Genomic DNA, 19554 nt, shown 5'->3' on the forward strand with positions numbered 1-19554 from the left:
CGGCCTGGCGCAGGGGTCCCACCTCTTCCCATCCCGAACAGAGAAGTTAAGCCCTGCAGCGCCGATGGTACTGGGGTTACACCCGGGAGAGTAGGTCGCCGCCTCATTCATTCTAAGCCCCTTAGTCGGGGCTTTTTTTATGAGCTTACTTCTCGGGTTACCAACGTTACATCCCTTACAAAATCCCTTTTCCAGCTCTCAACAAGCCCTTATCAAAAGTTTATTTTCTTCTTTACTGTCAAGCATATGCTGAATTGTAAATCGGTTATAGAGGAACGGGATATTTTATTATTTGAATTTATTGAAAGTCAATTTTAGAGTTTGAGAATTATGACTTTCTAGTTTGATATAAAAAAAACGGAGGTGAATGCCTCCGTTTTTAATTGTTAAATATTCTACTTATTGGAAATCCTCGTCTGTCAACTCAACGTTGATGTTTAGGTTGGTTACTTTAGCCTCCATTGGAACAGGCAGCATTGCTGATTTGATGGTCCAAGTCATAGGAAGCAAAACGCCATTCTTTTCTTGGTAATCAGAGTAGAATGTGTCTCCAGAAGCTGCATTTTCATTTTTGATACGTAAACCAGTATTTTGATCATAGTAGTTGACCAATTTAGCCCCGGAAGGTGCAGAAATGATCACCTTGTAAGCAGGAGTTCCGTCTACATCTTTTAAACCTTCCAATTCAAGGCTGTATCCTAATTCCTCAACCCAAGCCTCAGGAATTAAGTAAGCATTGATTTTAGCATCCTCTAATTGCTGTCCGCTAAGCTGCATGCTTTGTCCTTGAACGCTTACTGAACCAGAATCTTTATTAATGACTGAGCTTTGCATCACGTTTCCACCTACAGATGTTTTTTGGGAGTAACGTCCGCTTGCATCGAAAACCATATCCAATGCTAAAGGCGTACCCATAATCTCCGCATTCATGGTCATAGAGGCAGTTTTGATTGCTTGCGCTTTCTCTTTTCCTCCTATTGCTTGTAAGAAATTAGCAACCACCTTTTCAGCGGTCATATCAGCATCAGCTGTTAATTCCTTGGCAGGGAATCCCATGTTGTCAAAAACTTTGACTTCGCCGAATTGAGCAAGCTTTTCCTTGATTTCATCACCATTTCCAACTGCAGTGATGTAAACTTTATCAGGATTGATCAAATTCTTTGCGGTTGCATTGATTTCATCAACAGATAATCCGTTTAGGGTCTGTAGATAGTTTTTGTAGTAATCTTTAGGAAGATCATATCGCTCAATATTCAAAGCAAAGTTTGCAATGGTAGAAGGGCTTTCTAGAGATCGTCCAAACGAACCTGACAAATTTGCTTTTGCCTTTTGAAGTTCTTCTTCGGTCACTCCTTCGTCTACAATTTTATTGATCTCATGCAAAAATTCCACAACAGCTGAATCGGTTACCTCTGTTCGAACAGATGCATTAGCAGAGAATCTACCGATCAATTTATCAGAGCTAATTGAAGAATACGCTCCGTAAGTGTACCCTTTATCTTCACGAAGGTTCATGAAAAGACGAGAAGAAGATCCGCCTCCTAAAATTTGATTTAACAATCGGCTGGGGATATAATCCTCATCGCCAATGTTCAATTCGATTGGTTGGGTAACGTTGATGACGGTTTGCACGGATGAACTTCTATCAACCAGGCCTACCATAGTCATATCAGTTTTCTCAGGTTTTTCATAATCGAAAGTTGGTACGTCACCTGGTTGCCAGTTTGCAAAATACTTCTCAGAAATTGCTTTTGCCTCGTCCAATTGCATGTCACCAACAATTGCTAGGTAGGCAATATTTGGTTTGAAGAAGGTTTCGTAGTAATTCTTTACATCAGCTACAGTGATATTTTTGATTGTTTCCTCAGTCTCAACTTCCCCATAAGGATGATCTTTTCCATACACAAGAGCAGCAGCCAATCTACTTGAAATAGCATTTGGATTGTCTTTGCTAGTGGCAAGACCAGTCAAGGTTTGCTTTCGAAGTCTCTCAAGTTCTTCTTCAGGAAAACTTGGATTATATAGGACATCCGTCATTAGCTCTAGAAGTTTGTCCTGATGCTTTTTGAGAGAGGAACCAAACATGGAGGTAGAAGAAGCAGATAGGCTGGCGCCAATGAAATCCACTTCCTCATCGATTTGGTCTTTTGTCCGGTTTGTAGTTCCAGAGGTCATCATTTCTCCCACAAAACCAGTAAGACCTGCTTTATCTCCTTCCAATAGCGGATCTCTGTCCAAAATCAATGAGAATGAAACTCTTGGTAATTTATCGTTCTGTACCAGGATGACCTTCAGACCATTTTCAAGTGTAAATACTTCAGCATCCCCGATATTGATTTCTGGTGCTGGCCCGGAATCCGGTAATTTGCTTCGGTCAACTTGCGCCCATGCTGTGGCAGCAGTTAAAACCCCAAAGAAGAATAGTATTGCTATTTTTTTCATTTTTCGAAGTGATTTAGTCTAAACAATTACTCAGTTGCGTCTTGTGGCTTAGGCAGGTAATACAAGACTACTCGTCCATCTAGGTTCAAGTACTCGTTAGCCACTCGTTTAATATCATCTTGGGTAACTTTGCTATAGTTGTCCATTACCTGATTGATATAATTGGTGTCACCAAAAATGACATGAGCCTCCGCAAGGTTCTGTGCGATTCCAGCTACAGACGAATTGCTGCTGACGATATTGTTTTCAATGATATTTTGAAGCTTTGCAAAGTCCTGATCAGAAATTCCTTCTTCCTGAACTTTTTGAATCAACTTGTCCACTTCAGATTCCAAGTCTTCAGGTGCTACACCCATATTGGCGATGCCGTACATGATAAAGATTCCTCCATCTTCCAACTCCAATGGAATGGCAGCTACTGCCAAAGCTTTTTGCTGCTTGTCTACCAACTCTTTTGTCATCAAGGAAGAATTCCCGCCTGTCAGATAGGTAGAAAGCATAGACAAAGCATATGAATCAGGATGATTGCGAGGTGGTAAATTATATGCTTGAATTACAGCTGGGATTTGGATGTTGTCATAAATCACGTCTCGAACCTCAGTGGTTTTCTTCGGTTCTTCCACGTTTGGTCGGTAAATTTCACCTTCTCCTCTTGGAATTTCGGTGAAATACTGACGAACCCATTCTTCAGTCTGACCATAGTCGATATCTCCGGCAATTACCAAAGTAGCGTTGTTTGGCACATAAAAATCATCATAGAACTGCTGGAATTCTTCGATAGTGGCAGCATTCAAATGATCCAAAGAACCGATTGGAGCCCATCGATAGGGATGCTCGGTGTATGCTCTTTTCAAGGTTTCGATCAAAATTGATCCATAAGGCTGATTGTCATAACGCTGTCTTTTTTCCTCCTTTACTACCTCTCGTTGCGTTTCTACACCAGTCTCATCCACTTTGGAATGAAGCATTCGCTCACTTTCCATATAAAGTGCCAAATCCAATTCATTGGATGGAAGGGTTTCGTAGTAAAAGGTAATATCATTGGAAGTGAAAGCATTGAGTGTTCCACCTCGTCCTTGAATGATATTCATAAATTGCCCTCGTTCGATGTTTTCAGAACCTTCAAACATCAAATGCTCGAAAAAGTGAGCAAAACCGGTTCGCTCAGGATTTTCATTTTTTGATCCTACATGGTAAAGGACCGAGGTATTGACAATGGGGGTAGAATTGTCCTGATGCATGATTACATGCAAGCCATTGTCCAGAGTGAATTCTCTGAACTCAATTTTCTTTTGGGCTAATGCTGGAAAAATCGACCAAGCCACTAGCAAACCTAAAGCCGTGAGTTTTTTCATAATTAAAGGTTAGGGTTAGTATTCTATATTGAATCGAATTGGGGTTTGATTTTGTTTCACTTGTCCGTTTTTGAACATGTTTTTTTAAACAAAAATCAACATTCTAATCCGTCTCCGAAAAAATTATTTTTCTCTCAAACAAAAAAATATTTCTTTCAATTAATTCTTATTTTATCTTAAAAAATCCCTTATGATTATTCTAAAGTTTAATTAAAAAAAGAATCAATTGACTTTTTTAAATTTATTCGTATCCATATTTTCCTTTCCATCTCGCTGCAAGAAATTTTCGCAATTCTCGTTCTCTCGCTGAGTCTCCAGGATCAAATAGGGTAGTCCCTTTTAATTCCTCAGGTAAATATTCCTGTTCGATGAAATTTCCTGCTCCATCATGAGAATACTGATACCCTTTTCCATAATTCAAATCTTTCATCAGCTTGGTGGGTGCATTTCTCAGATGAAATGGAACAGAAAGGTCTCCTGTTTTTCGAACCAATTCTTGAGCTTTCCCAATAGCTAGGTAAGAGGCATTGCTTTTTGGGGAACTTGCCAAATAGGTAACACATTGTGCAAGGATAATTCTAGCCTCAGGGTATCCGATCATTTTTACTGCCTCGAAACAATTAGTCGCCAAAAGCAAAGCATTGGGGTTTGCATTTCCGATGTCTTCCGAAGCCAAAATCACCAATCGCCTTGCTATGAACTTGACATCTTCTCCTCCTTCTATCATCCGAGCTAGCCAGTAAATGGCGCCATTGGGATCCGATCCTCGAATGGATTTGATAAATGCTGAAATGATATCATAGTGCTGTTCGCCCGATTTGTCGTAAAGCGCGACTTTCTGCTGGGCGATCTGCATCACCTTTTCATCTGTGATCACGCACGGGTTTTCATTGATTCCATCGATGACTATTTCCAGCAGATTCAACAATTTTCTTCCATCTCCGCCGGAAATTCGAAGCAAGGCATCTGTCTCTTTTAATTCAACTTTGATTTTTTTCAAATCCGAATCTTTCTCCAAGGCCTGCTGAATCATGGCTATCATTTCAGCTTTCCCAAGTGGATTAAGCGTAAATACCTGACATCTGGACAGCAAAGCAGAATTCACCTCAAAAGATGGATTTTCGGTTGTTGCCCCGATTAATCGAATGATACCTTTTTCAACAGCTCCTAATAAAGCATCCTGCTGAGATTTATTGAAACGATGGATTTCATCTATGAATAAGACGACTCCCATTTGAAATTTGGCCTTTTCGATCACCTCCCGAATGTCTTTGACACCGGAATTGATTGCACTCAAAGTGTAAAAGGGAGCCTTAATTTCATTCGCAATGATATTTGCAATCGTAGTTTTTCCCACTCCCGGAGGCCCCCAAAGAATCAAAGAAGGCACATTTCCTGATTTGATGGCCTTGTATAAAAAAGAGTTTGGCGAAGACAAGTGCTCCTGACCGATCAGATCTTCCAATCGGGTAGGACGCATGCGTTCGGCTAGTGGAGTGGGGTTCATAAGAGTATCAAGTAGCTAGGTTCTGGTATCAAGAGATTTCTAGAAATGAATCGAAAGACAAAATAGCATAAAAAAAAGGCCCTTCTAGGCCTTTATGGCTTTGATTGGTGTCAAACACTGTCTTTATTTAATATTCTCGATACGTTTTCCAAATTCTTCCAAGTGCTCGTCCTCAAAATCTAAATGGGTAACAAATCGGACTAAATCTTTTCCGAATTTGACGGATTTGATATTTTGATCCGAAAGTTTTTTCATGAATTCTTCCGGAGTAATTCCTTCTAATCGGGCAATTACGATATTGGTCGCTACAGGTAAAATCTCCGAAACCACAGATAATTCACCCAGCATTTCTCCTAAAGCTCGGGCTCGAGAATGATCCTCTTTCAATCGATCCACATGATGATCCAAAGCATAGATTCCTGCTGCTGCTAAAAATCCTGCCTGTCTCATTCCACCTCCAAATACCTTTCTTACTTTCCTCGCTCGTTTGATATCGGATTTTGATCCGAGCAATACAGAACCCACGGGGCAACCTAGTCCTTTGCTTAGGCAAATGGATATTGTATCAAAATGTGCTCCCCAATCGGACGGACTTTCTCCGCTTTCTACCAAAGCATTGAAAAGTCTCGCACCGTCTAAATGTAGCTTTAACCCTTTTTCTCGGCAAAGCCGATGAATAGGCTTGACTTCCTCTAGGGTGTAAATACTTCCCCCTCCTTTGTTCATGGTATTTTCCAAGGAAACCATCGTCGTCTCGGGAGCATGTACATCATCAGGATTGATTGATTCAGCAATTTGTGATGCCGTTATTTTTCCTAAATCTCCATCCAATAATTTTACAGAAGCCAAAGAATTGGCCATGATGCCTCCTCCCTCATACAAATAGATATGGGAGTATTTGTGGCAAATGACTTCCGTTTGAATTTGGGTATGAAGGCGAATCGCAATTTGGTTTGTCATGGTACCAGAAGGGCAAAAAAGTGCCGCTTCCATTCCGAAAAGCTTGGCGATTTTTTCCTCCAAAGCATTCACTGTTGGATCTTCCCCAAACACATCGTCACCAACAGGTGCTGAAAACATTGCTTCCTTCATTCCTGGAGTAGGGCGAGTAACGGTATCGCTTCTTAGATCAATTAACATATTGGATATGAGTGATTAATGACGTTAAGTTGGCCTTTGTTCTTTATTCAATTGAGCTTTAGTATTGAGGCTTTTATTCCTTTTTGTTTTCTTTTTTGAAAATGAAGTCCAAACTGCTTTTTCGCTTTTCGAAAATATCTTCCATATCGGACAATTCCAGATTTAAGGCTTTGGTTGAAATCAGGATTTCGATCAGGGATAAAGCCAAGGCTATCAATAGGGAACCCATGCTGCTTACAAATACCCAATTGGCTGCAGATGTATAGCCTTGAAAGAGCAAATACATACAAATGACGCACAATAAAAAGCTGAAAATTCCGAAAAGCTGCATGTTTTTGATAAGTGACAGTCTTCGACGGAGATTGTGGATTTGTTCGACCAAAATTTCCTCATCCGGTTCTTCCAAGAATTTCTTATGCAGCCCCCGGATCAAACTGGCAATAGCTAAAAAGCGATTGGTGAAAGCCAGCATCAATAGGGTTATGGCAGAAAATAAAAGGGCTGGAGTGGAAAGTTGTAATTCCATGGTTTCTTAATTCAATCAAACAAGATAAAGTTTTTGGGAGCTTTTTGCCACGCTTCAAAGGCATAAAAAAACCGGATCATTTGACCCGGTTTAATTTATAAGGACTCTTTTGATAATTACAAGTGAATCACCTCGTCATAGGCAGCAGCCGCGGCTTCCATCACTGCTTCTGACATGGTTGGATGTGGATGAACTGTTTTGATCAATTCATGTCCGGTAGTTTCAAGTTTGCGGATAGCTACGATTTCAGCGATCATTTCGGTAACATTTGCTCCGATCATGTGTGCACCCAATAGCTCTCCGTATTTCTTATCGAATACCAATTTGACAAATCCATCCTTAGCACCCGCTGCAGAGGCCTTACCAGAAGCCGAGAAAGGAAACTTACCCACTCGTACCTCATAGCCAGCTTCTTTGGCTTTTGCTTCAGTATAACCCACAGAAGCAATTTCAGGAGAACAATAAGTACATCCCGGGATGTTGTTGTAATCCAATGGATCAGGATTGTGTCCAGCGATTTTTTCCACGCAAATAATTCCTTCTGCAGAAGCAACGTGCGCCAAAGCAGGTCCTGGAACCACATCACCGATAGCATAGTAGCCCGGCATGTTTGTTTTGTAATATTCGTCTACCTTGATTTTTCCTTTTTCAACCAAGATTCCTACATCTTCAAGACCGATGTTTTCCAAATTGGAAACAACTCCTGCAGCAGAAAGAACTACATCACATTCTAAGGTTTCTTCACCTTTAGCAGTTTTTACTTTCACTTTGCATCCGGCACCCTTGGTGTCTACTCCAGTCACTTCGGAAGAGGTCATAATCTTCATACCTGCTTTTTTGTAGATTTTTTCCAAGGCTTTGGAAACTTCTACATCTTCTACTGGTACGATGCGGTCCATGTATTCCACGATAGTCACCTCAGTTCCAATAGAATTGTAGAAATAAGCGAATTCTACCCCGATGGCTCCTGATCCTACCACAACCATTTTCTTAGGCTGCTTCTCCAAAGTCATTGCCTTGCGATAGCCGATGATTTTCTCACCGTCCTGAGGCATAGAAGGAAGTTCTCTGGATCTTGCTCCGGTAGCGATAATAATATTATCTGCGGAATAGACAGTTTTCTTTCCGTCCTTATCAGCTACTTCTACTTTTTTACCTGGCTGGATTTTACCCCAGCCGGAGATGATTTCGATTTTGTTTTTCTTCATCAAAAACTGCACACCTTTGCTCATTCCATCGGCCACGTCCCGGCTACGCTTGACCATTCCTGTGAAATCAGCTTTTGCGTCTTTTACACTGATGCCATAGTCGTTGGCGTGATTGATGTATTCAAAAACTTGCGCGCTTTTCAGCAAAGCCTTGGTAGGAATACAGCCCCAGTTGAGACAGATTCCGCCGAGTTCTGCTGCTTCTACAATGGCAGTTTTCAGTCCGAGTTGAGAAGCGCGGATCGCCGCTACATACCCTCCAGGTCCGCTTCCCAGCACGATCAAGTCAAATTTAGATGAAGACATATCTTGTTGGATTTTAGTACGATTTTCAAACTATGCAAAAATAGGCCTTTTGATTTCAGAAAAAAATTGAAAGAAAGGGGCTTAGTTATTGAAAATTAGGAGCGGTATAAGGCCTTTATTTTAGTTCAGAAATTAGTTTGGGTCTTTTTAAAATTTGCATTCAAAAATTTCGTCTAGCTCCAAATTCACCGTTTTTTGAAAGGTCCAAAAGGGCTTGTTCGACTAGCTGAAAAGAATCTCCTGATTCTATCGGCTTTTTTTCTAATTTTGAAACCAAACAAAAATCACGAAATCCATGGGATTACTTTCAGGAAAAACCGCTTTGGTCACAGGTGCATCTAAAGGAATCGGCCGGGCCATTGCGATTCGATTTGCTCAAGAAGGGGCGAACGTTGCATTTACCTATTTGTCCAGTGTTGAAAAAGGTCAGGCTTTGGAAGCGGAACTTGCACAATTTGGGGTAAAAGCCAAAGGTTACCGTTCCGATGCTTCTGATTTCAAGGCAGCCGAACAGTTGATCAATGATGTGGTGGCTGAATTTGGAGGCTTGGATATTTTGGTCAATAATGCCGGAATTACCAGGGATAATTTGTTGATGCGAATGACTGAGGAGTCTTGGGATGAAATCATGAATGTCAATCTAAAATCATGCTTCAATACAGTTAAAGCTGCTACCCGAACCATGATGAAAGCAAAATCTGGTTCCATTATCAATATCACCTCTGTGGTGGGAGCAAAAGGAAATGCCGGTCAGGCAAATTACGCGGCTTCTAAAGCTGGAATTATTGGCTTTACCAAGTCAGTTGCTTTGGAATTGGGTTCTAGAAATATCCGATGCAATGCTGTAGCTCCTGGATTTATTGAGACAGAAATGACGGATGTCTTGGATGAAAAAACCGTTCAAGGTTGGAGAGATGCGATTCCAATGAAGCGGGGAGGAAAGCCTGAAGAAGTAGCAGATTGCTGTGTATTCTTGGGATCCGACATGAGTACCTATATCTCTGGTCAAGTACTTCATGTGAACGGAGCGATGTATACTTAACCTTTGAGGTCTTCAAGACCTCGAAGGTCTTATTTTTTTCGAAAGGCCCTTTTGAATGGTTTCAGAAGGGCTTTTTTATTCCAGAGAAAGTTCCTCTGGCAAATTGATAGTCCTTTCCAATTGATGTGAATTATGGAATCCTTCAATTCCACCAAACCAATCTAAAACAAAACTTCTATCGAGGTTTGTTGGCTTTTGAGACACCAAAGAGGGGTAAGATGAATATTTCCAATTTTTAAAATCATCTATAAGACCATGTCTTTGAGGGTTTTGATGGATATAAATGATTACTTGAGAAAAGTAAGCATCTTGATTAATTTTCTTTCTTTTAAATTTCCTCTGAAACAACGCACCATGGCGATTATACATTTTATTGTACGCTTTGGCATAACCATTTAGAAAATTGGAAAAAGTCTTAAGAGCAGCCTTGCTTTCAGAATTTTCCCTTACCTGAAGTAAGAAATGAAAATGGTTTGGCAAAAGACAATAGGCTAAAGTGGTAAAATGAACCGAGCAAACCGATTGATACTTTTGAAGAAAATACTTGTAATTCTCTTCGCTTTGAAAAAGCAATTCTCTGCCTACAGTTCTCGTAAAGACATGATAAAAATAGCCCGGGAGAAAGTTATCCATCTTGAAAAATCATTTGCCTTAATTTAGTAATTTATTGTTTAGTCAAAAAGTGAAAAAGACCTTCGAGGTATTTAAAACCTCAAAGGTCAAATGGGCGGCTAGGGATACTTAGCCGCTTTTTTTACAAAAAAAGCCCTGAAAATTCCAGGGCTTAATCTTAATAAATCTTTTCGGGAATTAATCCTCTCCCAAAAACGGATATCTATAGTCAGTTGGAGACACAAAGGTTTCCTTGATCGTGCGAGGAGATACCCACCGTAACAAGTTGATCATAGAACCGGCTTTATCGTTAGTTCCAGAAGCTCTAGCTCCTCCAAATGGCTGCTGACCCACTACTGCACCTGTTGGCTTGTCATTGATGTAGAAGTTACCTGCAGCATTTCTCAATTTGCTTGTTGCCATCTCAATCGCATAGCGATCCTGAGAGAAAATAGCTCCTGTCAAGGCATAAGGAGAAGTCTGATCTACCAATTCCAAGACGGTTTCGAAATGCTCGGCATTGTACACATAAATGCTCAATACCGGACCGAAGATTTCCTCACACATGGTGGTATACATCGGATCTTGAGTCAACAAAACGGTTGGCTCGATAAAGTAGCCTTTGGACTTGTCATAGTTTCCGCCTGCGATGATTTCCACCCCTGATGCATTCTTTGCATTGTCAATGTATTTGGAAATTTTATCAAATGCTTTCTCGTCGATGACCGCATTGATGAAGTTGGTGAAGTCCTCTGTTCCTCCCATTTTCATGGAGGCCAGATCTTCTAGCAAATATTTCTTCACGTCTTCCCAAATATTGGATGGGATGTAAGCTCGGGATGCGGCAGAACATTTTTGACCTTGATATTCAAAAGCACCTCTCGAAAGCGCTACGGCAACAGCTTTTGGATCTGCGGATTTATGTGCCAAAACAAAATCCTTTCCTCCAGTCTCACCGACAATTCTTGGGTAGGATTTATACAATTTGATGTTTTCTCCAATGGTTTTCCAAATGGTTTGGAAAACACCTGTAGATCCTGTGAAATGAATACCTGCGAAATCAGGATGTTTGAAAATAACATCTCCTGCAGTAGGTCCATCCACATAAATCAGATTGATTACACCATCAGGTACTCCAGCCTCTTTGAATACTTCCATCAACACATTAGCAGAATAAATCTGCGTATAGGCTGGTTTCCAAACGATGGTATTTCCCATCATGGCTGCTGAAGTTGGAAGGTTACCAGCGATTGCCGTAAAGTTGAATGGAGTCAAGGCAAAAACGAAGCCCTCCAAGGGTCTTTGTTCTACTCGATTCCAAACTCCATTTCCAGAAACAGGCGGCTGCTGGGAATAGATTTCAGTCATATATTTGACATTGAAGCGAAGGAAATCAATGATTTCACAGGCAGCGTCAATTTCTGCCTGGAAGGCATTCTTTGACTGACCCAACATGGTAGCGGCATTGATTTTGGCTCGGTAAGGTCCTGCCAACAAATCAGCCGCTTTTAGGAAAATAGCAGCTCGTTGTTCCCAAGCTAAGTTTTCCCAAGCCTCTTTTGCACCTAAAGCCGCATTGATAGCCTGAGTCACATGAGAAGCATCACCTTCATGGAAATGCCCTAAGATATGCTGATGATCATGCGGAGGGGATAAAGGTCGGGTTTTACCGGTCCGAACTTCCTCGCTTCCGATATACATAGGTACATCTACCTGGATAGCTCTCAATTCGGCGAGTTTTGCCTGAAGCTCCTTTCGCTCAGGGCTTCCAGGTGCGTATGATTTTACCGGCTCATTGACTGGAGTCGGTACGTTGAAAAATCCTTTTAACATGCTATTTGGAGTTTATGTGATTCTGAATGGCCAAAGATAAGATTTCCAGCCCGATTAGGCAGTGATTTAGCTTACAAAAGCGACTCTAATTCACGGAGATGTTTAATTTCAAAGGTGGGTTTCAGGTCTATTTTTTTTCCTTCTGGGTTGAAAAAGACCTGATCGATTTCTGCTCGCTGCGCACCTAAGATGTCAGAAAGCGGGTTGTCTCCGATCATCAGGCAGTTTTCAGCGCGGGTATTCAATTTTTCCAAGGCATAAAAAAAGATTCTAGGATCGGGCTTTTTATGTCCAGTTGTTTCTGATGTGACAACAAGCTCAAAAAACACATCCAACCCGGATGATTTCATCTTTTTGGCTTGAGATTCATTAAATCCATTGGTGATAACGTGGATTTGATACTTTTCTCGGAGATAGGTCAAAATTTCCTTTGAATAAGGAAAAACATGTGGCTTACTGGAAGTCCGATGCATGAAATCTTCTTCAAATTCAGCAGGAATTGCATCTGATCTTCCCCCAGCATAATCAAAAATTCGAGGGAATCGCTCTTTTCGAAGATTGTGTTTGTCTATTTTTCCCTCATTGTACCAGTCCCAAAGTTGGAAATTGACTGCGTGAAATGACTCAAAGAACTTTTCAAAAGAAGGAATGCCTAAGTCATGCAAACCATAAATCTCATAAAGTTCTTGAAGTGATTCGGTGACATTTCGATCATAGTCCCAGAGTGTATGGTCTAGATCAAAGAATAGATGTTGGTACGTTTTCAAAAGAATTAGCGTCGGTATTGATTGTTTTGGATTTTGTTAATTGCCAGCTCCCGGTTGGATTTGAGGATTTCGTAGGTCTCTTGATCTTTGAGAAGACTGGGATCCTTTTGGATAAACTTAAAAATCTGCTGAATGATTTCGAGATACTCCTCCAAAATGTAATAAAATACCCACTGATCCACTCTTCGGCTACCGAGAAGTCCTGCGTTTTTTAGGGAAATTAAATGTCGGCTAGTTTTGGTTTGGGTGAAATCCAAAATCAGCTCAAGATCTGAGATGCTCAACTCCTTGTTGAGTAGTAATAAATGGATAATTCGAATTCGAGCTTCCTCTCCTAAGGCTTTGAAAATTCGCAATCCATAATTTAAACTGATATTTTTAAGCCTCATTTGTAAGTTTTAACGCTGATTTGCTGGTGAAATTAAAAAATCAAGCGAAATTTCAGGTATTAGAATTTGTATTCAGCAAATTAGCTGAGAATTTAAGAGACAGATTTGTGAAAAAGACCGCCTTACTTTCCTCCTTTATCTTCATCCTTTTTCTTTTTGGTGTGGGAAAATTACAAGCCCAAGACCGACAAGACCGAAAAGTCATTCAACTTTCAGGTATTATTTTGAATGCAGATAGTACAGATGCGGTTGCCGGGGTAAATATCTACGTTCCGAAAAAGGGAAGAGGAACGAGTAGTGGTCGATTCGGCTATTTTTCCATGCCGGTTTTGGAGGGAGATAGTGTGGTGTTCAGTTTCATCGGTCTCAAGCGACAGTCTTTTAAAGTTCCTGAGAATGTCGAGAATGATAAAATCAGTCTAATTCTGACGATGGAAGTGGATGAAATTGCTTTGGCTGAAGTCGAAGTGATGCCCTATCCAAGTGAGAAAGAATTCAAAGAAGCGGTACTTGCCATGTCTGTGGTGGATCCTATGACCATCAGTAGCTCGAATATGAGTCCGGAAATGCTCCTTCGCTGGGCTGAAGCCATGCCAGCATCCGGGAATGAGAATTTCCGATACTTCCAACAAGGTCTTATGCAGCAGAATCAGGATCTCTATGGGCCAAGGCCTTTACGTCTCCTAGACCCATTTGCCTGGGCTCAATTTATCCGGTCTATCAAAAGGGGTGACTTGAAGAGCAGAGATTAATTTTTAGCTCGCAACGACGCAAAGGCGCAGCGAATTAAGCTTTTATAAGCCATTAACGATCCTCTTAATACCGTCCTTTAAAAGAGCCTCATTAAAATTTAGGAGAAGCCCTAATTTCAAATTTGTTAATCGGAGGTAGGTCAATAATTGCTTTGCATGTACAGGCGCTAAAAGTTGGACCGACTTGATTTCAACAATTACTTTATTGTTTACAATTAAATCTGCTCTGAAACCTTTTTCGAAAACAATCCCATCCCATTCAAAGGAGATTGGAACTTGACTTTCCACTTTTAAGCTCGACTTTTTAAGTTCATGAATTAAAACTTTTTCATAAATGGATTCTAAAAGCCCGGGGCCTAAATCTCGATGAATTAAAAAGGACTTATCGAGAATAATTTTGGCAATATCATTTTCAGAATAATCCATTCTAGTCTTTCAGAATTCGTTGCGCCTTTGCGGCTCTGCGAGCTCATCAATCAATTTCAGGCAAGACCCAGTTTTCCAATACGCTAGGAATTCTCATCATCTGTTCAATGGCAGCAACGGTTCGTGGAGCATCTCCTGAAAGGTTAACCGGACCATCCGAAGAAACAAGAATATCATCTTCAATTCGGACAGCTATCCCCCACCATTTTGGATCGCAATCGCTTCCTTCTGGAATGTAAATTCCCGGCTCTACTGTTAATACCATCCCCTCTTTCAAAGTGCCATATCCGCCTCGATCATGTACATCCAATCCAAGGTGATGACTAGTGCCATGAGGAAAATAATTGTGTCGCTGACCCTCCTTTATGATTCCCAATTCAGTAAGGCCTTCATTGATGATTTCACGGGTAACTCGACCAATTTCACTAAACTCAACCCCTGGTTTGCAAAGTGCAATTCCCGCTTCCTGGGATTTCAAAACCAAATCATAAATGGCCTTTTCTTCCTCGGTAAATTTTCCGCTCACCGGAATCGTACGAGTTACATCGGCCGTATAACCTCGCCATTCGGCTCCTAAATCCATCAGGATCAAGCGGTCATTGATGTGCTCCATGTCATTTTCGATATAGTGGAGGATACAACCATTGTTTCCTCCTCCTACGATGGATGGATAACCAATATCCTCGGCACCATAGCGCTTATAGATGAATTCATGAATACCTTGAATTTCCCGCTCAGACATTCCCGGTTGGGCAGCTTTCATTACCTCAATTTGGCCTATAGCCGAGATTTTTGCTGCTTTTCCAAGGAGTTTGATTTCTTCTGGGGTTTTGACTTCCCGGAGCTGATCCATCATTTGTGATAAGGCGAATACGTCGGTTTTATTCTCCGGTACTTTGTTTTTCACTTCCATTCGTTGCTCAGGAGTCTCAGCTTTTAAGAAGTCCTGAAGAACCGGGTCGTTTTCAATTTCCGGATAGCGCTGTCTGTAACGACCGATGATTTGGGCAACATTCGCGGAATTTTCTACATCAGTAGCACGTATCAGATTGTACATCTGCAGCGCAACTTCGCTTTTGTCATCCGGATAGTTTGCATTCTTCTTGAAGGTGTTGACCATTTTCCGAAGTGGAGCATTGGCAGAACTTCCCTCAATGTCATTACTTAGGCTAAAACTCAAAATTTTATCAAAATCCGATACTCCCAATTTGGGTTCCTTTCCAAAATCTTCGAATAAATAAACCTGCTCGAAACCTAGAATTTCCCGGACGCCTTCCTGCCCCAAGCGTTTTCCATTCCACATTTCAGCTCGAGGATCTCTTGGTTGCACATAGATTATTTCATCGGTTTTGATATCACCGATTTGTCGTTCTTCTGAAAAAATAATCAAAACAGCATTTGGCTCGCGGAAACCGGTCAGATAAAAGAAATCAGGATCGGGATGATAGATGAAATCCACGTCGTTGGCTCTGTTCTTTACTGGGTTATTAAAAAAGATAGCCATGCTATTCGCGGGCATCAAGTTCCGAAGAGCATCTCTTCGTTCTCTGTGCCATTCAGCTGAAAGCCCGTCTTTGAAATAAGATTGGCTGAAACTTGGGGCAATGACTAAAAATAGGATAGAAAATAATAGGATTCGTTTCATCTGTTTATGGTGAGTTTTTGTTCTAAGATGTGGGCTTTCTTCCATTTAACAAAGTATTAATAATTCAAACGGGGGATATGCTTATCTTTGACATGCTAAAAATTCCAAAAATGAAAAGATATAGCCTTTTAGTATTCATCACTTCTTTGCTCTTCTCTGGGCTTCAAGCCCAGCAAAGTCCCGAAAAACCAAAATTGGTAGTTGGAATTATTGTGGATCAGATGCGTCAGGATTACCTCTACAAATTTGCCGATAGATATTCAGAGGGAGGATTTAAACGTCTGATTCGAGAAGGCTTTATGATGAAAAATGGGCATTACAATTATATACCAACCTATACCGGGCCGGGACATGCTTCTGTTTATACAGGCACCACGCCTGCAACGCATGGAATTATCGCTAATAGCTGGTATGTACGTTCGTTAGACCGATCCATTTATTGTGCGGAGGATTCCACGGTTTATAATATTGGTGGGAGCCTCAGTGCTGGAAAAATCAGCCCTCGAAACCTTCTGACAACCACGATAACAGACGAACTCAGATTCTCGACTAATAAGAGATCAAAGGTGGTTGGTATTGCAATCAAAGACCGTGGAGCAAGTTTGCCGGCAGGTCACTTGGGGGATGCTTATTGGTTTGATAGCGGAACAGGAGAGTTTATGACCTCTTCTTACTATATGGAAGATTTGCCTACTTGGGTTAAGCAATTCAATGAAAAGCAATTGGCTTTAGAATATCTTCAAAATACTTGGGAACCTCTTTTTCCAGCGGATTCTTACGTCAATAGCATTGACGATAACAATGATTTTGAAGCACCATTCATTGGAAAAGACACGCCTACTTTCCCTTATGAACTTCCAAGTTTGATGGAAAACAATGGAGGTTATGGATTGATTGCGTCCACTCCGTTTGGAAATACTTTGACCTTGGATTTTGCCATGGCTGCCATTGAAGGCGAAAATTTAGGAAAAGGTGAGGTGACAGATTTCTTAGCTGTGAGCTTTTCTTCTCCTGATTACATTGGACATAGATTTGGTCCAACTTCCATGGAGCTAGAGGATAATTATTTACGCTTGGATTTGGAGTTTGAGCGCTTTCTGAATTACCTGGATGAAGAATATGGAAAAGGCAACTATTTGATTTTCCTTTCTGCTGATCACGGTGTGGCTGATGTGGCTACCTATATGCAAAGTGAAAATGTTCCAGCAGGCAATCTTAATATGGGATATGTGAGAGGACAATTGATGGGGTTTGCTAATCAAGCTTATGGAGAAGGGGATTGGATTGAAAATGTCTCCAATGAGCAGGTATTTCTAAATCATAGCCTGATCCGTCAAAAAGGTCTTGAGTTAAGTAAAGTGCAAGATGATATTGCGAATTTTGTCTTGCGTTTCAAAGGTGTCAAAGAGGCTTATACAGCCTACTCCATGAAAAACAATGAGTTCGAATCCGGCCGGCCTCACCTTTTGCAAATGGGCTACAATCATAAGGCATCGGGAGATGTGCTATTGGTTCTTGAGCCAGGATGGTTGACCGGAGGAGCAAGAGGAACTTCACACGGTACAGGATTTACTTACGACACCCATGTTCCAATCTTGTTTTTTGGCTGGAATGTCCCCGCAGGAAGCAGTACGCGTTATGCCACAGTGACAGACATTGCTCCGACCCTATCGATGATGCTTCAAATCCGATTGCCAAATGGAGCTACTGGTCAGCCTATCCACGAGATTTTAGACTAAAAGAAATCTCCCAAAGGTTTCAAATTCCCAAACTAAAATCGGTTTGGGAATTTTTTTGAATTCAATTTAGAAATCGGCCAGTAAGATTTTATCCTTAAATTGAATGCTTTCATTGATGAATATGAGCCATTCAAACTCGGAAATATGGATTCATTGGGTTATTGTAACCAAGGAAAGAAAGCCTTTAATTGATGCTTGGAAAAAAGAAGTGCTTTCCCAAACATTAGGAAAGTTCATTGAAAATAATGGAAATTCCCATGGTACATTTTCAGTTCAGAATGATCATTTTCATTTATTAATTAAGCTTCCCTTTGCAAGCTCACCGAATGATTTTTTGAATAATCTCAAACTTCAAATTCAGGAAACCTTTATACAGTCAGGCAGCATGGAAAATTTTTTGGATTGGGAAAGGAAGCCGTATACGTATTCGGTAAGTTTGAATCAATTGAGTGTGGAGAAAAATAACATCCAAAGGCAGGATTTCAAGCATCAAAAAGTTAGTCTGGATGAAGAGCTCAAATTCTTTGGGATGTAAAAAAGGCCGGAGATAATCCGGCCTTATGCTTTTTTAATCCGTCCAACTCATTGGATAATTTTCATCTACAAATTCCAATGCATCGGTGGTGATTTGAAGCGGTCTGAAGGTGTCGAGCATCACAGCATATTCTTCCGTTGCTTTTGCTCCAATAGATTTTTCAACAGTGCCAGGATGCGGACCATGAGGAAGTCCTCCCATGTGTATAGTGAAGGATCCTCGGTCTATTCCTCTTCGACTCATAAATTCACCCTCTGCGTAATAAAGCACCTCATCCGAATCAATATTGGAATGATTGTATGGAGCAGGGATTGCCAAAGGATGGTAATCGAATAAACGAGGTACGAAAGAGCAAATCACAAATCCCCAAGCTTGGAAAGTTTGGTGTACTGGAGGCGGTTGATGAATTCGACCTGTAATTGGTTCAAAGTCATAGATCGATAGGGCATAAGGATATAAATACCCATCCCAACCAACAATATCCAACGGGCTATGCGCATAGGAATATTGATGAAGCATCCCTTGTTTCTTGATTTGTACCAAATAGTCACCCTTTTCGCGTTCAATATGCAGTTCATGTGGAGGGCGAATGTCTCGCTCGCAATATGGTGAATGCTCGAGCAATTGGCCTACCTCATTTCGATAGCGCTTTACAGTCTCGATTGGACCGTGTGATTCAATGATCAATAAGCGAAGTGGGCCTTCTTCTTCAAATTCAAAGCGGTAAATAGTCGTTCTTGGAATAACAATGTAATCCCCTTTTCGAACTTCCAATTTTCCAAATTGTGAATAAAGCGTACCTGCTCCGTCATGGATATAGATAAGTTCGTCTCCATCCGCATTTTTGAAATAGTAATCCATTTTTCGCTGCTCTGGAGAACAGATTCCCATCATAACATCATTGTTCATCATGAGCATACGTCGTGCAGAGAGATAATCCTTACCGGTAGTTCCTACACCTGAAGTTTTCAGATGGGTTTGCTGCAATCCATGATCCTTGGCGATCTCCCATTTGTAGGGTTTAGGCTCACCGATGGATTTAACCTCGTTTGGGTTATATATGTGATACAAGTTGGAGTAAATCCCGGAAAAGCCTTTGGAACTGACCAACTCTTCTTTATAAAGGCTTCCGTCAGGTTGACGAAATTGCGTGTGTCGCTTTGGAGGAATCTGACCTAATCTATAATAATATGCCATGTTTATTTGGGTTTATTCGGCAATTTACAAGGTTCTTCCGAGGGAAAAAACCTAGCTCGGAGCAAATTACTTTTGACTTTTTTAACTCTGAATAGAAGAGATGGTTTTCAAGAATTTCAATCGTCCCAATATT

Annotated in this window: 17 protein-coding genes and 1 rRNA gene; 5 read left to right on the top strand and 13 right to left on the bottom strand. The window is 40.9% G+C overall.

Translation table 11 applies throughout. The features are described from left to right. Positions 1 to 107, top strand: a 5S ribosomal RNA gene (rrf, locus tag NY014_RS15890); the annotation flags it as partial. A 292-nt stretch (positions 108 to 399) separates the two neighbouring features. Here rrf and NY014_RS15895 read toward each other — a convergent pair. The 6 genes from NY014_RS15895 to lpdA all read right to left on the bottom strand — a co-directional run bounded on the left by NY014_RS15895 (position 400) and on the right by lpdA (position 8484). After that, positions 400 to 2442: a M16 family metallopeptidase gene (locus NY014_RS15895; RefSeq protein WP_259415536.1), complete on the bottom strand. Its 2043-nt coding sequence runs from the start codon at positions 2440 to 2442 to the stop codon at positions 400 to 402. 26 nt (positions 2443 to 2468) lie between these two features. Beyond that, positions 2469 to 3797, bottom strand: coding sequence for a M16 family metallopeptidase (locus NY014_RS15900; RefSeq protein WP_259415537.1), 1329 nt, complete (start codon positions 3795 to 3797; stop codon positions 2469 to 2471). A 241-nt stretch (positions 3798 to 4038) separates the two neighbouring features. Then, complete coding sequence (locus NY014_RS15905; RefSeq protein ID WP_259415538.1) at positions 4039 to 5304, bottom strand: replication-associated recombination protein A; 1266 nt, start codon at positions 5302 to 5304, stop codon at positions 4039 to 4041. A 123-nt stretch (positions 5305 to 5427) separates the two neighbouring features. Then, complete coding sequence (locus NY014_RS15910; RefSeq protein WP_259415539.1) at positions 5428 to 6444, bottom strand: threonine aldolase family protein; 1017 nt, start codon at positions 6442 to 6444, stop codon at positions 5428 to 5430. Between the two features lie 73 nt (positions 6445 to 6517). After that, a complete protein-coding gene (locus tag NY014_RS15915) occupies positions 6518 to 6970 on the bottom strand; it encodes a DUF2721 domain-containing protein (protein WP_259415540.1) in 453 nt (150 codons plus the stop codon). Positions 6971 to 7086: 116 nt separating this feature from the next. Further along, the gene (gene lpdA, locus NY014_RS15920) at positions 7087 to 8484 is read right to left on the bottom strand and encodes a dihydrolipoyl dehydrogenase (RefSeq protein WP_135076856.1); all 1398 of its coding nucleotides are present in this window, start codon (positions 8482 to 8484) and stop codon (positions 7087 to 7089) included. 295 nt (positions 8485 to 8779) lie between these two features. Here lpdA and fabG point away from each other — a divergent pair, with 295 nt between their 5' ends. Beyond that, the gene (fabG, locus tag NY014_RS15925) at positions 8780 to 9526 is read left to right on the top strand and encodes a 3-oxoacyl-[acyl-carrier-protein] reductase (protein WP_259415541.1); all 747 of its coding nucleotides are present in this window, start codon (positions 8780 to 8782) and stop codon (positions 9524 to 9526) included. A gap of 75 nt (positions 9527 to 9601) precedes the next feature. On the opposite strand, the gene NY014_RS15930 is transcribed toward fabG, so the two are convergent. The 4 genes from NY014_RS15930 to NY014_RS15945 all read right to left on the bottom strand — a co-directional run bounded on the left by NY014_RS15930 (position 9602) and on the right by NY014_RS15945 (position 13127). Then, the gene (locus tag NY014_RS15930) at positions 9602 to 10159 is read right to left on the bottom strand and encodes a transposase (protein ID WP_259415542.1); all 558 of its coding nucleotides are present in this window, start codon (positions 10157 to 10159) and stop codon (positions 9602 to 9604) included. Positions 10160 to 10336: 177 nt separating this feature from the next. Then, positions 10337 to 11971 (bottom strand): L-glutamate gamma-semialdehyde dehydrogenase, encoded by a 1635-nt coding sequence (gene pruA / locus NY014_RS15935; RefSeq protein ID WP_259415543.1) that lies wholly within the window; start codon positions 11969 to 11971, stop codon positions 10337 to 10339. Positions 11972 to 12042: 71 nt separating this feature from the next. Next, entirely contained in the window at positions 12043 to 12738 is a 696-nt protein-coding gene (locus NY014_RS15940) for a YjjG family noncanonical pyrimidine nucleotidase (RefSeq protein WP_259415544.1), read from the bottom strand. 5 nt (positions 12739 to 12743) lie between these two features. Further along, the gene (locus NY014_RS15945; protein ID WP_135076874.1) at positions 12744 to 13127 is read right to left on the bottom strand and encodes an ArsR/SmtB family transcription factor; all 384 of its coding nucleotides are present in this window, start codon (positions 13125 to 13127) and stop codon (positions 12744 to 12746) included. A gap of 161 nt (positions 13128 to 13288) precedes the next feature. Here NY014_RS15945 and NY014_RS15950 point away from each other — a divergent pair, with 161 nt between their 5' ends. Beyond that, positions 13289 to 13879, top strand: a complete 591-nt coding sequence (locus tag NY014_RS15950) for a carboxypeptidase-like regulatory domain-containing protein (protein ID WP_259415604.1) — start codon at positions 13289 to 13291, stop codon at positions 13877 to 13879. A 42-nt stretch (positions 13880 to 13921) separates the two neighbouring features. On the opposite strand, the gene NY014_RS15955 is transcribed toward NY014_RS15950, so the two are convergent. Together NY014_RS15955 and NY014_RS15960 are read right to left on the bottom strand one after the other, a co-directional pair. Beyond that, positions 13922 to 14305 (bottom strand): GxxExxY protein, encoded by a 384-nt coding sequence (locus NY014_RS15955; protein ID WP_259415545.1) that lies wholly within the window; start codon positions 14303 to 14305, stop codon positions 13922 to 13924. A 46-nt stretch (positions 14306 to 14351) separates the two neighbouring features. Beyond that, positions 14352 to 15950, bottom strand: a complete 1599-nt coding sequence (locus tag NY014_RS15960) for an aminopeptidase P N-terminal domain-containing protein (RefSeq protein WP_259415546.1) — start codon at positions 15948 to 15950, stop codon at positions 14352 to 14354. Between the two features lie 110 nt (positions 15951 to 16060). Between NY014_RS15960 and pafA the strand changes: the two genes are divergently transcribed. Further along, positions 16061 to 17689, top strand: a complete 1629-nt coding sequence (gene pafA, locus NY014_RS15965) for an alkaline phosphatase PafA (RefSeq protein ID WP_259415547.1) — start codon at positions 16061 to 16063, stop codon at positions 17687 to 17689. A 121-nt stretch (positions 17690 to 17810) separates the two neighbouring features. Then, positions 17811 to 18224: a transposase gene (locus tag NY014_RS15970; protein WP_259415548.1), complete on the top strand. Its 414-nt coding sequence runs from the start codon at positions 17811 to 17813 to the stop codon at positions 18222 to 18224. A gap of 33 nt (positions 18225 to 18257) precedes the next feature. On the opposite strand, the gene NY014_RS15975 is transcribed toward NY014_RS15970, so the two are convergent. Beyond that, positions 18258 to 19421 carry a homogentisate 1,2-dioxygenase gene (locus tag NY014_RS15975; protein WP_259415549.1) on the bottom strand — a complete coding sequence of 388 codons (1164 nt, stop codon included), beginning with the start codon at positions 19419 to 19421 and terminating at the stop codon, positions 18258 to 18260. Positions 19422 to 19554: the final 133 nt, after the last annotated feature.

This window comes from Algoriphagus limi, assembly GCF_024919275.1.
Classification (GTDB): Bacteria; Bacteroidota; Bacteroidia; order Cytophagales; family Cyclobacteriaceae; genus Algoriphagus; species Algoriphagus limi.